The sequence below is a fragment of the Formosa sp. S-31 genome, assembly GCF_051172795.1.
In the GTDB taxonomy this organism is placed as follows: Bacteria; Bacteroidota; Bacteroidia; order Flavobacteriales; family Flavobacteriaceae; genus Formosa.
In genome coordinates, this window is sequence record NZ_JAENDK010000009.1 from 150,477 (window position 1) to 163,304 (window position 12,828).

Annotated in this window: 17 protein-coding genes; 11 read left to right on the forward strand and 6 right to left on the reverse strand. The window is 35.2% G+C overall.

The annotated features are described in order from the left end of the window. Positions 1-138: 138 nt before the first annotated feature. Positions 139-1,272, forward strand: a complete 1,134-nt coding sequence (locus tag I3217_RS14340) for a histidine decarboxylase (RefSeq protein ID WP_435050464.1) — start codon at positions 139-141, stop codon at positions 1,270-1,272. A gap of 73 nt (positions 1,273-1,345) precedes the next feature. Here I3217_RS14340 and I3217_RS14345 read toward each other — a convergent pair whose 3' ends face one another. The 3 genes from I3217_RS14345 to I3217_RS14355 all read right to left on the reverse strand — a co-directional run bounded on the left by I3217_RS14345 (position 1,346) and on the right by I3217_RS14355 (position 2,720). Beyond that, positions 1,346-1,684: a DUF4870 domain-containing protein gene (locus I3217_RS14345; protein WP_435050465.1), complete on the reverse strand. Its 339-nt coding sequence runs from the start codon at positions 1,682-1,684 to the stop codon at positions 1,346-1,348. A gap of 63 nt (positions 1,685-1,747) precedes the next feature. Further along, entirely contained in the window at positions 1,748-2,161 is a 414-nt protein-coding gene (locus I3217_RS14350) for a DUF6691 family protein (protein WP_435050466.1), read from the reverse strand. 4 nt (positions 2,162-2,165) lie between these two features. Next, a complete protein-coding gene (locus tag I3217_RS14355; protein WP_435050467.1) occupies positions 2,166-2,720 on the reverse strand; it encodes a YeeE/YedE family protein in 555 nt (184 codons plus the stop codon). Between the two features lie 162 nt (positions 2,721-2,882). Here I3217_RS14355 and I3217_RS14360 point away from each other — a divergent pair, with 162 nt between their 5' ends. Further along, positions 2,883-4,226 carry a serine hydrolase domain-containing protein gene (locus tag I3217_RS14360; RefSeq protein WP_435050468.1) on the forward strand — a complete coding sequence of 448 codons (1,344 nt, stop codon included), beginning with the start codon at positions 2,883-2,885 and terminating at the stop codon, positions 4,224-4,226. Between the two features lie 59 nt (positions 4,227-4,285). Here I3217_RS14360 and ribH read toward each other — a convergent pair whose 3' ends face one another. Together ribH and I3217_RS14370 are read right to left on the reverse strand one after the other, a co-directional pair. Beyond that, complete coding sequence (gene ribH, locus I3217_RS14365; protein WP_435050469.1) at positions 4,286-4,771, reverse strand: 6,7-dimethyl-8-ribityllumazine synthase; 486 nt, start codon at positions 4,769-4,771, stop codon at positions 4,286-4,288. 3 nt (positions 4,772-4,774) lie between these two features. After that, complete coding sequence (locus I3217_RS14370) at positions 4,775-5,563, reverse strand: tetratricopeptide repeat protein (protein WP_435050470.1); 789 nt, start codon at positions 5,561-5,563, stop codon at positions 4,775-4,777. 129 nt (positions 5,564-5,692) lie between these two features. Between I3217_RS14370 and recF the strand changes: the two genes are divergently transcribed. Genes recF through I3217_RS14385 form a run of 3 tightly spaced genes read left to right on the forward strand, consistent with a single transcriptional unit; the run spans position 5,693 to position 7,505 of the window. Next, positions 5,693-6,778 carry a DNA replication/repair protein RecF gene (recF, locus tag I3217_RS14375; RefSeq protein WP_435050471.1) on the forward strand — a complete coding sequence of 362 codons (1,086 nt, stop codon included), beginning with the start codon at positions 5,693-5,695 and terminating at the stop codon, positions 6,776-6,778. A 10-nt stretch (positions 6,779-6,788) separates the two neighbouring features. Further along, on the forward strand, positions 6,789-7,202 hold the full coding sequence (locus I3217_RS14380) for a lipocalin family protein (RefSeq protein WP_435050472.1): 414 nt from the start codon (positions 6,789-6,791) through the stop codon (positions 7,200-7,202). Positions 7,203-7,208: 6 nt separating this feature from the next. Then, positions 7,209-7,505, forward strand: a complete 297-nt coding sequence (locus I3217_RS14385) for a DUF721 domain-containing protein (protein ID WP_435050473.1) — start codon at positions 7,209-7,211, stop codon at positions 7,503-7,505. Positions 7,506-7,513: 8 nt separating this feature from the next. On the opposite strand, the gene holA is transcribed toward I3217_RS14385, so the two are convergent. Next, positions 7,514-8,518 (reverse strand): DNA polymerase III subunit delta, encoded by a 1,005-nt coding sequence (gene holA / locus I3217_RS14390; protein ID WP_435050474.1) that lies wholly within the window; start codon positions 8,516-8,518, stop codon positions 7,514-7,516. A gap of 94 nt (positions 8,519-8,612) precedes the next feature. Between holA and I3217_RS14395 the strand changes: the two genes are divergently transcribed. The 6 genes from I3217_RS14395 to I3217_RS14420 all read left to right on the forward strand — a co-directional run bounded on the left by I3217_RS14395 (position 8,613) and on the right by I3217_RS14420 (position 12,828). Continuing rightward, complete coding sequence (locus tag I3217_RS14395; RefSeq protein WP_435050582.1) at positions 8,613-9,065, forward strand: type I restriction enzyme HsdR N-terminal domain-containing protein; 453 nt, start codon at positions 8,613-8,615, stop codon at positions 9,063-9,065. A gap of 3 nt (positions 9,066-9,068) precedes the next feature. Next, positions 9,069-10,058 carry a glycosyltransferase family 2 protein gene (locus I3217_RS14400; RefSeq protein WP_435050475.1) on the forward strand — a complete coding sequence of 330 codons (990 nt, stop codon included), beginning with the start codon at positions 9,069-9,071 and terminating at the stop codon, positions 10,056-10,058. Between the two features lie 88 nt (positions 10,059-10,146). Then, positions 10,147-10,989, forward strand: coding sequence for an OmpA/MotB family protein (locus tag I3217_RS14405; protein WP_435050476.1), 843 nt, complete (start codon positions 10,147-10,149; stop codon positions 10,987-10,989). Positions 10,990-11,098: 109 nt separating this feature from the next. After that, entirely contained in the window at positions 11,099-12,085 is a 987-nt protein-coding gene (locus I3217_RS14410; protein WP_435050477.1) for an aldo/keto reductase, read from the forward strand. Further along, positions 12,079-12,357, forward strand: a complete 279-nt coding sequence (locus I3217_RS14415) for a DUF202 domain-containing protein (protein ID WP_435050478.1) — start codon at positions 12,079-12,081, stop codon at positions 12,355-12,357. The genes I3217_RS14410 and I3217_RS14415 overlap by 7 nt, the downstream gene beginning before the upstream one ends. Then, positions 12,358-12,828: a hypothetical protein gene (locus I3217_RS14420; RefSeq protein ID WP_435050479.1), complete on the forward strand. Its 471-nt coding sequence runs from the start codon at positions 12,358-12,360 to the stop codon at positions 12,826-12,828.

The following is a 12,828-nucleotide window of genomic DNA, read 5'->3' on the forward strand; positions in this document are numbered from 1 at the left end:
CTATTTCGGTGTTAAACTTTCAGTTAAAAAGAATTTTATTCTTCAAAAATAATATTATTAGAATAATTTTTCAAATAAACTTCCTTAACACAAAATATTTACCACATAATATATCTTTGCGTAACAAATTTTAATATTATGAACTCAGCAGAAATCAAAGAAATCTACCACAGAATTAAACACTTTTCAGACAGCTTTTTAGGCTATCCTGTATCCAAAGATTTCTCTTACCAGGACTTTGCTCCTTTTTTAGGGATTTGCATCAATAACGTAGGTGATCCCGAAACCCCTTCTACATTTGCCATAGATACTAAAGATATAGAACTGAAGTGTATTTCATTTTTTGCCGAAATGCTTTCCACCAACATGCAGGATGTTTGGGGTTATTTAACCAACGGAGGAACCGAAGGTAATCTTTATGCCTTATACCTTGCACGTGAAAGTTTCCCTAATGCTATGGTATACTATAGTGAAAGTACACATTATAGTGTTAAAAAAAACCTGCATTTATTAAATATACCTAACATTGTAATCCGCTCTCAGGAAAACGGCGAAATGGACTATGAAGATCTGGAACAATCTGTTGCGCTTCGTCGTGATAAACCCGCTATTTTCTTTTTAAACATTGGAACTACAATGACAGAAGCCGTAGACAAACTGGACGAAATTAAGCGCATTATTAAAAAGTTTGCCATCAAGGATTATTTCATCCACTGCGATGCGGCCTTTTTAGGGACCATTGCTCCTTACGTAAACCCAAAACCTAAATTTGACTTTGCCGAAGGCGTAGATAGTATTGCCATTTCCGGACACAAATTTATTGGTAGCCCTATTCCATGTGGTGCTGTACTAGTAAAACGAAGACACCGCGATCGTATCGCCAACATGGTTTCTTATGTTGGGACTATGGATACTACAATTACAGGTTCGCGTAACGGCCTTACACCATTATTTATCTGGGATTTCATCCAGAGACACGGGCATGACGGACTAAAGGCACGTGTTGTAGCTGCCCAGAAAGTTGCGGCATATACTGAAGAGGAATTAAACAAAATTGGGGTAAAAGCCTGGAGAAATAACCAGGGATTAACTGTAATCTTACCTAAACCAAGTATAGCACTTTGTAAAAAACATCAGCTGGCATCTCAGGAGGATATAGCACACGTTATTTGTGTACCCGGTATTACCATTGCTCAAATTGATGGTTTTATTGCCGATTTAAAAGCTGAGATTAACGCTATTCCCACAGAAGCTGAAGCTGTTTTAGCTTAGCATAAATACTTTTTTCATGTTAAAAAAAACGCCAACTGAAAAGTTGGCGTTTTTAACTTTATCTTAAAAAGGATTAACTAATAAAATTAAAAGATAAAGGATATCTTGGTGTTTCTCCGTTACTCACTTTAATGGCATTCAAAATAGGAAATACAATCCCAAGTATACCAATGAGGGCAAAACCTAATAATCCTAGTCCTAATACAAGTATTAACGGTACGCAAATTAAAGCGTAAACAATTAAACTGATTTGAAAATTAAGGATGTTTTTACCATTTTCATCCATCATCCAAACTTTATCTTTTTGAGTTATCCAGATAATTAAAGGAATTAACAAACTTCCAAAACCGGTTATTAAAGTAACCAGCTGACTTAAATGGGTAATAACTAAAAGTTGTTTATCTTCTCTCATGGTTTCAATACTTTAACTGTTATACATAAGACGACAAACCTTTTAAAATGTTACACCATTTTTTTAGTGCGGAAGCTTATTTTTTACGACTCCATAAACAAAAGTGCCTAAAACAGCCGATAGGAACACAACAATTACAGGTACAAATCCTGCCCCGATCAACACAAATATAGGGCCCGGACATGCTCCGGCTAAAGCCCATCCGAGACCAAAAATGATACCGCCATACATGTATCTGGCAAAAGAGCGCTCTTTTTCTTCAATAATTATAGGATCGCCATCGAAGGTTCTTAATTTTTTACGCTTAATCAACTGAACAAAAATAACCCCAAAAGCTAAGGCTGTTCCTATAATACCATACATATGAAAAGATTCAAATCTGAACATTTCATAAATTCTGAACCACGACGCAGCTTCCGATTTATACATTATAATTCCGAAAGCAAAACCTAAAACGATATATATTAACTTTTTCATGTTCTTAAAAAATTAAAGGAAACAACAGGTGAACCATTACTAATCCACCTATAAAAAATCCAATTACGGCAATTAAAGATGGTAATTGCAAATTACTTAATCCGGAAATAGCATGACCAGACGTACAACCTCCGGCATAGCGCGCACCGAAACCGATTAAAAATCCGCCTGAAATTAAAATCACCCAAGTTTTAACACTTGATAATGCTTCCATCGAAAATAACTCTGCCGGTAAATAGCTGTTCTTGTCAGAAATATTTAAATCCTGTAGTGCTAGTTTTGTACTTTCACTAATATCCGGAATACTGTTAGCCGATAAATATTGTGCTGCTACAAAACCGCCTAAAACAGCGCCAATAACAACAAATAAATTCCAACTATCCTGTTTCCAGTTGTAATTAAAAAAATCGCTGGCTTTACCGCCTCCGCACATACTACAAAATGTTCTTAAGTTAGATGACATTCCAAATCGTTTGCCGGAAAGCAACAATAAAAACATGAGTACCGCAATTAAAAAGCCCGAAACATACCAAGGCCAGGGGTTTAAAATAAAATCCATAGTTTAATTAAAATATTTTTTTTGAAGGCAAAAATAGGTTTTACATCTATTAGCTATGTAACCTAAGTTACCTTAAATTTAAATTAGTACTTTTTATATCCCATTACAAATTAAAACCTTAAATAATTTTAATTCGTTATCTTTCAAAATCATAAGGTTACTATGAAAACAGCTTTAAAAATTACCGGTATTCTTCTTCTAATTATATTAAGTTTTGTGGTTTATACCAATTACCCAAAATTGGATATTATTACAGGGTTTGCCTCTAAAAATGTATGTTCATGCACGTTTATAGCACAAAGAGACCTTACCTCTATAGAAAGTCAGGATAACGACTTTTCTCCTGTTTTTTATACTAAAAACAATATTAATTACAAGAACAAATCGGTTACTTCTACTCTTTTCGGCCTTAATCCCAGAACAGCTGTTTATAAAGAAGGTTTAGGCTGTATTTTACTCCCTGAAAACTCTAGTGCGCAACAAATCAGTTTAAAACCTAAGCGGAATTTCAAACCAAATACTGCTCCTTTCCCATATGGAGATGAAGCACAAAAAGACACAATTTTCAAAAACATTGATTATAAGCAACTAGATAAAGCGGTTAATAACGCCTTCGATGCTCCCAATGAAAAACAAAAGCGTACCCGAGCACTTTTGGTTATTTACAAAGATCATATTATAGCCGAAAAATATGCCGATGGTTTTAACAAAGACACGAAAATTTTAGGCTGGTCTATGACCAAAAGTATTACCAGTGCTATTGTTGGAGTTCTTGAAAAGCAAGGAAAAGTAAATAGAAATCAATTCCATTTATTTAAATCCTGGGATGAAGACCAGCGCGCAGAAATCACTTTAAATAACCTCTTACAAATGAATAGTGGACTGGAATGGACTGAAGATTACAATGCCATTTCCGATGTCACAAAAATGCTGTATCAGGCACCTGATATGCCTAAAATACAATTAGAAAAACCACTAATAAACAAACCCAACCAACATTGGAATTATTCATCCGGAACCACAAATTTAATATCAGCATTTATTGCGAATCAGTTTAAAAACAAGCAGGATTATCTGGATTTCTGGTATACCGAGCTTATAGATAAGATTGGGATGCATTCCATGGTTATTGAAACAGATTTTGAAGCGAATTTTATTGGATCGTCATATGGCTGGGCTACCGCAAGAGACTGGAGTAAATTTGGTTTATTATATCTGCACAATGGAATCTGGAATGGAGAAGAAATATTAACTAAAGCATGGATAAATTACACCACGACCCCGACAAACACCTCGGACGGCATTTACGGCGCTCAATTCTGGTTAAATGCCGGAGGCCAGTTTCCGGATTTACCAAAAGACCTGTATTCCTGTAATGGCTTTCAAGGGCAAAAAGTAAGCATCATTCCATCAAAAGAAACGGTTATCGTTCGCTTTGGATTAACCGAAGCACCTGAATTTGATTTTAATGTTATGCTTTCAGGAATCCTGAAAGCCATAAAATAAAAACTCCCGACTATACAAGCCAGGAGTTCTTTATATTTTTAATATAGTACTCGATTTTATTACGCTATACTTCTTAAATGCGCCATTTTAATAGCAGCAATGGCCGCTTCTGTCCCTTTATTGCCATGAATTCCTCCAGAACGGTCTATAGCCTGTTGCATAGTATTATCTGTTAACACACAAAAAATAACCGGAGTGTCATGTAATACATTTAAATCTTTAATCCCCTGAGCTACGCCTTCGCAAACAAAATCGAAATGTTTAGTTTCTCCCTGGATTACACTACCTATTGCGATAACAACATCTACATGTTGTTCCTGCATTTTCTTGCAACCGTAAATCAACTCATAGCTTCCCGGAACTTGCCAGTGTTTGATATTGTCGGCACTAACACCATGTTCTAGAAGTGTATTATAAGCCCCTTCAAACAACCCATTGGTTATGGTATCATTCCATTCTGAAACAACAATCCCAAACCGAAAGTTGTTCGCGTTTGGGATTGTTGTTTTATCGTAATCGGATAAATTTTTATTAGCTGTTGCCATATATTATTTATTTGCTAACACCTGTGCTTTTCCAATAAACACATCGATAGTAGTAGCTTCAGCCGAATTTGGATACTCATTCTTTACTTTTTCGAAGTAGCCTAAAGCCTTATCTGCTTTACCTAATTCTAAAGCTACTAAACCTGCTTTATTTAAATACATTGGTGTTGTAAATTCATTTGTTCTTATTTCTGCAGCTTCCTTATAGTAATCTAAAGCGTCGTCTAACTGGTTTAACTGAACAAAAGCATCTCCTATTGCACCTTTAGCTAAAGGAGCCAAAGCTTCATCTTCGCTTGTAAAATTGCTTAAATGTTCAACAGCGTTTTTATAATCTTTTAAATTTAAATAAGCCATACCTGCGTAATACTCTGCAAGATTAGCTGCCGGAGTTCCTCCATGTTCGTTTATGATATCTAACATACCATATTTCCCATTTCCTCCGTTTAACGCTAAAGTATAAAGTGAATCCTTTTCCGTTCCGTTTACAGCTTCATTAAAGTACTTTTGTGCCTGGAACATATCGTTCATAGCTTCACTTTCTTTTGGCTGCGCTACAAATTCATTATAACCTAAATATCCTAAAACAAGAGCTGCAACCACCCCTATAATAACAAAAATATACTTTTGGTTACCTGCTACCCATTCTTCAGTCTTTGAAGCCGTTTCGTCTAAAGTATTAAAAACTTCGGCTGTAGTTGAAGTTTCTTCTACGTTATCGAAATTTTCAATTTCGGTTTCTACTTCAGGTTTTGCAGTTGGTTTGTAACCTCTTTTCTTATAAGTTGCCATAAATTCTATATTAGTCGGCGCAAAAATAAAATTTTTCTGTAGAAATAAAAGCTAATTTATTTGTTATTTTTCAATAATTTGCGGCACTTTCTAACGTAAAAATCGTTTTAGATCTTTATCTTTCGTTTTATGATTCTAAAATCCTTATCTGTAATTAATTATAAAAATTTTGAAAGCGAATCGTTTGAATTCGACAACAAAATTAATTGCTTTGTAGGACAAAACGGAGTTGGAAAGACAAATATTTTGGATGCTATTTATCATCTGGCCTTCGGAAAAAGTTACTTTAACCCTGTTGCTTCCCAGAATATTAACCACAATGCCGATTTTTTTGTAGTAAATGGTGATTTTTTGAAAGGTGACACGCCCGAAAAAATTATTGTAAGTTTAAAACAGGGACAAAAAAAAGTGATAAAACGCAACGGTAAGCCGTACGAAAAATTTAGTGACCATATTGGTTTTATACCCCTGGTAATTATCTCTCCGGCAGATCGCGATTTAATTATTGAAGGCAGCGAAACTCGCAGAAAATTTCTGGATAGTGTGATTTCGCAAAGTGATAAATCCTATTTAAACGACCTTATTAATTACAACAAAACTGTGGCACAACGCAATGCCTTATTAAAATATTTTGCACTTAACTACACGTTTAACAAAGACACACTGGACGTTTATAACCAGCAAATGCACGAGCTTGGCACCTCAATTTTCGAAAAGCGAAAGACCTTTCTGGAAACCTTTGTTCCTATTTTCAAGGCACGTCATAAAGTAATAAGCAACGGGCAGGAAACCATAGACCTCTGTTATAAAAGTGATTTATTTAATGGCCCACTTATCGAATTGTTAAACCAAAACATTGGTAAAGATCGTGCCGTACAATACACCTCTACTGGTATACATAAAGACGATTTATTATTTCAGATTAAAGACCATCCGATAAAAAAATTCGGTAGTCAAGGGCAACAAAAATCGTTTTTAATCGCTTTAAAATTAGCACAGTTCGATTTTATTAAAGCGCAAAGTGGAGTTAATCCTATTCTGCTTTTAGATGATATTTTTGATAAACTGGACGAACAACGTGTGGGACAAATTATTAAATTGGTGGACGATGCCAATTTTGGGCAATTGTTTATTAGTGATACACATGCCGACAGGACAGAGAATGCTATTAAGCAAGTGCATCAATCTTATCAATTATTTAAAATTGGCGAATAACATTATAGCTATGAAATATCTGTTAACAGGTTTATCCTTAATTCTTTTATTAGCCTGTACTTCTAAACCAGACATTAATCCTGAAGATTTAAACGGGTACTGGGAAATAGAAGACGTGACTTTACCCGATGGCTCTAAACACATTTACAAAATAAACGAAACCGTAGAACAATTCGAACTGAATGACAGTTTAAAAGGCTTCAGACAAAAAATGAAACCAACGGATAAGGATGTCTATATTCCCGTTACGGAAAAAGAAACTATAACTCTTAAGACTGAAGGTGACAGTATAAACCTGTATTACAAGACGCCTTTTTCCAGCTGGAAGGAAACCATTCTGGAATTAGATAAAAATCATTTAAAACTTACTAACCCAAACCATAACATTTACTCGTATAAACGTTATATCCCTTTAAACCTTTAATATTTCATGGCTAAACGTAATAATGATCATTTAAGCATTTCAGACGTTCTAAAAGAATTTGTGGAAACCAATAAACTAGAACGTGGTTTAGACAAGGTTAATGTTAGAGATGCCTGGACCAAACTTATGGGAAACGGCGTAAACAATTACACTACAGCCATTAGCTTAGAACGTGAGACACTTTACGTGCAGTTAAGTTCCAGTGTGCTTAGAGAAGAGTTGAGTTACGGTAAGCAAAAAATTATTGCAATGCTTAATGAGGATCTGGGTAAAGAAGTGGTAAAAAAATTGGTCTTAAGATAAAACAGCAACTAAGACATCAGGAGTACCAATAGTTCTTTTAACAAATCGCCCTGAGATACGGCATTTGCCCCCACCCCTTTACTTTTAACATCGAATTCCCTTAAAGTTGCTATATTAGCACTTACCTTTTTCATTGGGTAATTTCTAACTGCTGTTAAATATTCGTCCACAAAATACGGACTAATTTTTAGGGCCTGAGCTACATTACGCGGATTCTTATCACTCATACCATGCACATGAAGTAATTGAGAAAAGAAACTAAAGAGTAACGAAACCGTAACCACCATAGGATTGTCCTTAGGGTTATCGGCAAAATATTTTACTATTTTATGAGCTTTTACGGCATCTTTAGCACCAACGGCCTTTCTTAACTCAAAATTATTATAATCCTTACTTATCCCGATATTCTCCTCGATATGGTCGGGTGTAATCTGGGTGCCTTCAGGTAAAATTATCTGAAGTTTTTCCAGTTCATTACTTATTTTACTCAAATTAGTTCCTAAAAACTCCACAAGCATCTGTGCTGCTTTAGGCGTAATAGTATACGATTTAGGAGATAATACGCGTCTAATCCAATCGGCTACCTGGTTTTCGTAAAGTTTCTTACTTTCATAAACCAGACCTGTTTTATTAATGGTTTTGTATACCGCTTTCCGTTTGTCTACAGATTTATACTTATAGTTAAGCACCAGAATAGTAGATGGCTGCGGTTGCTTAGCGTAATCCACAAGCTTGTCTATAGTTCGGGCTAATTCCTGAGCTTCCTTTACTATAACCACCTGATATTCGGCCATCATCGGGAAGCGCTTAGCCTGACCAACAATATCTTCTATAGTAACATCACGACCATAAAGCACCATCTGGTTAAAGCCTTTCTCCTCTTCACTAAGTACATTGGCTTCAATGTAATCAGAGATTTTATCTATATAATAAGGTTCTTCCCCCATTAACAGATAAATAGGTTTTAATTTCTTTTGCTTAATATCGGCTACTAATTGTTTAATTTCGTCCAAACTGTAAATGCTCTGGTATTGAATTCCAAAAATAAGGTGATGGAATTTGGTTTTTGAATTATGAAATCTACCTTTGAACACTCAAGAATTAATCATGCAGGAGCTCAACTTTCCAAGGTTTACATTTCGATTCAAAAATAGCGAAAATAAAATTTCTATTTTTGATGAAATACGTAAAAAATTTATCGTTCTTCAGCCAGAAGAATGGGTACGACAACACTGTGTACAATACTTAATTCAGGTTAAGGGATTTCCAAAATCTCTGATTAATGTGGAGAAAGAACTTAGCGTAAATAATTTAAAAAAGCGCTACGATATTGTAGTTTTTAATCCTGACGGTTCCATACATTTAATAGTGGAATGTAAAGCACCAAAAGTAACTATAGACCAAACTACTTTCGACCAGATTGCCCGATATAACCTAACGTTAAACGGCGAGTATTTAATGGTAACTAACGGATTAAATCATTATTATTGTCAGATGGACTTTAAAGCCGAAGCCTATAATTTTTTAAAAGACATTCCCAATTATAAAGACCATAACTAAGCCATGAAGCTCGCTATCGTTATTTTAAACTGGAACGGCAAAGCCTTACTGCAACAATTTTCACCTTCAGTTATATCCCATTCTCCAGAAGCAGATATATATGTAATTGACAATGCTTCTACCGATGATTCTGTGTTTTTTTTAAAAACAGAGTTTCCAGATGTAAAAATTATTATTAATTCTGAAAACGGTGGCTATGCCAAGGGGTACAATGAAGGCTTAAAACACGTAGATGCCGATATTTACTGCTTATTAAACAACGATATTGAAGTTTCTCCTAATTGGTTACAGCCTATAATTGAAACTTTTAAAACACAACCTAACACGGCCGTTATACAACCCAAAATTTTAGATTTCAAAAACCGGGAGTATTTTGAATATGCCGGAGCCGCAGGTGGCTTTATAGATAAATATGGCTATCCGTTTTGTCGCGGTCGTATTTTTGATACTCTGGAAAAAGACCTGGGACAATACAATGCTGAAGAAGACATTTTCTGGGCTACCGGTGCCTGTCTGTTCATCAGGTCATCCGTTTTTAAATCACTACAAGGTTTCGATGAGCATTTCTTTGCACATATGGAAGAAATCGACTTATGCTGGAGAGCAAAAAATTTAAACCATACCATTAAATGTGTCCCTGCTTCTACAGTTTATCATGTTGGAGGCGCAACCTTACAATCGTCTAATCCGCAGAAAACCTATTTAAATTTCAGAAACAGTCTTTACACACTAGTAAAAAATGCCAGTGGCAATATTTTCGGAATTATTTTCATGCGCTTACTTTTAGATGGACTCGCTGCCGTTAAATTTTTAATAGCTCTAAAACCCTTCCATATAGTATCTATTTTAAAAGCACATTTTAAGTTTTATTTGCATTTACCAAGACTCCTAAAACAGCGAAAAACAACGTTAAAGACAAAAAATTATTTTACGGTCCGCTCGATTGTTTGGGCATATTTTGTTAAAAAAAATAAAAACTTTAATCAATTATAAATAAGTTCATAAAAGTTTTGTTAAAGCGCTTTTAAGCGTCATTTTTTTTATATTTTTGGTATGTTTAAATATAATTTAAAAAATTCTCATGAAGAAACTGATTTTAAGCAGTGTAGCTGCTTTACTCCTTTTATCATCTTGTGTATCTAAGAAAGAATATGCTGCTTTAGAAGCCAAACAAAAAGAAACTCAAGATTTACTGAATTCTGCAACTGTTAAATTAAATGCCTGTTTGACCGATAAGGCAGCCGCTACGGCAAGAGCAGAAGCACTTAAAGATCAAATTGACGATTTAATTGACACTAAAGGTAATTTAACTACCTTAACACAAAAAGGTGCTGAAAACCTTGAAAAGTCTTTAGAAAGTTTAAAAGAAAAAGATCTTAAAATTACACGTTTACAAGACGCTTTAACTAAAAAAGACAGTGTTACTTTAGCTGTAGTTACCAGTTTAAAACGTGAAGTGGGAATTAACGATCCTGATATTGAAATTAACGTTGAAAAAGGAGTTGTTTTCATTTCGATTGCAGATAAATTATTATTTAAAAGCGGAAGTTATATCGTAACAGACCGTGCAAAAGAAGTGCTAGCTAAAGTAGCTAAAGTTGTTAACAGTAAACCAAACTTCGAGTGTATGGTAGAAGGTCATACAGACGACGTGCCTTACAAAAAAGGTGGTATTTTAGAAGACAACTGGGATTTAAGTGTTAAACGTGCAACTTCTGTTGTACGTGCATTACAAGACTTAGACGTTAATCCAGCTCAACTTATTGCTGCTGGTAGAAGTCACTATGTGCCTTTAGTTGCTAACGACACTCCAGAAAACAGAGCTACAAACAGACGTACGCGTATTGTTGTTCTTCCTAAAATCGACCAGTTCTACGAAATGGTAGAAAAAGAAATGAAAAATTTAGCAGGAGAAGGTAACTAATCCAGAGTTAAAATAAATGAGAGAAGAGCTCAACCGAAAGGTTGAGCTTTTTTTATGCCCCTATCCATGCATTTAGTATCTTTACTTAGTAATTTAAAAAATTAAACCAATGAAATATCGCAGCCTCGGCAAAACCAACTTTAACATTTCTGAAATCTCTTTAGGCACCTGGCAGGTTGGTGGTAAATGGGGATCTGAATTCAATCACAGTTCTGCCGACAGCTTACTAAATACAGCAATAGATCAGGGTGTTAATTTTATAGATACCGCCGATGTTTACGATAACGGATTAAGCGAAACTGCTGTTGGCCGCGTAGTACGTTCCCGTTCCGAACGCATTTATGTAGCTACAAAATGTGGACGCCAAATTACGCCACACGTCAATGAGGGCTACACACCTGAAGTTCTAAAAAAATATGTAGAAGACAGTTTAAAACGTACCGGACTGGATTGTCTGGACCTGATACAATTACACTGCCCACCGACTGAAGTCTTCTATCGTCCAGAAATTTTTGAAACTTTCGACCGCTTAAAGGATGAAGGCAAAATTTTAAATTTAGGAGTGAGTGTAGAAAAAGTTGAAGAAGGTTTGAAAGCCATCGAATTTGATAACGTAACAACCGTTCAGATTATATTTAATGTCTTTCGCCAGAGACCTTCTGAACTGTTTTTTAAAGAAGCTTCAAAAAAGAATGTTGGAATTATTGCTAGAGTGCCATTAGCCAGCGGACTACTTAGTGGAAAATTTTCCAAACAAACCACATTTGGACCAGACGACCACAGAACTTTTAACAGAAACGGAGATGCCTTCGATAAAGGCGAAACCTTTTCCGGAATTCCATACGACTTGGGACTAAAAGCGGTAGATGAGCTCAAAGCCTTATTCCCGAATAACTCGAATCTGGCACCTATAGCTTTACAATGGATTTTAAAATTCCCTGAAATAAGCTGCATTATACCAGGTGCTTCTAAAGCCGAACAGGTTCTATCCAACCTTTCTGCTTTAAATTTACCTGAACTCTCGGAAACGCAATTCAATGAAATGAACCGTATTTACGACCAATATATAAAACCAGAAGTGCATCAGTTATGGTAAATGAACAAACTCCAGACACCTCAAAATTAATCACCAGAGACTGGTTGGCTATAGAACGGACGAAACTGGCTAACGAACGTACGTTCTTAGCGTATTTCAGAACCTTTATGGTGTTTTTAGGTACGGGACTTACCATTATAAAAATGCATATGTTCGAGAATCTGGAATCTTTTGGAATTGTATTACTCATTATTGCTCCTATCGTTCTGGGTATAGGCCTTTATAGGTTAATATACGTTAGAAAATTAATACGAAACCATTATAAAGTGTAAATGAAAGCAGCTACTGTAAAAGCGCTAAAAACCGAACTGGAAGATTTGTCGCAACCCGAACTTATTGCCTTATGTCTGCGATTATCAAAATTCAAAAAAGAAAATAAAGAACTACTCACCTATTTACTTTTTGAGGCGTCGGATGAAGGTGAATTCATCGCTCAGGTTCAAACAGAAATTCGTCAGGAGTTTGAGGCTATTAATACCAAAAGCTATTTCTACATTAAAAAAAGTGTTCGTAAAATACTTCGAAGGATAAAAACATATTGCCGCTATTCCGGCAAAAAAGAAACCGAAGTTGAATTACTCTTGTTTTTTTGCTCCGAATTAAAAGACATGAAACCAGATTACAAACGAGACACCAGCTTGAGAAATATTTATAACAGACAATTGGAAAGTATTAAAAAACACATTACCACACTGCATGAAGACCTACAATACGATTTTAATTTAGAATTGGAAAACTTATAA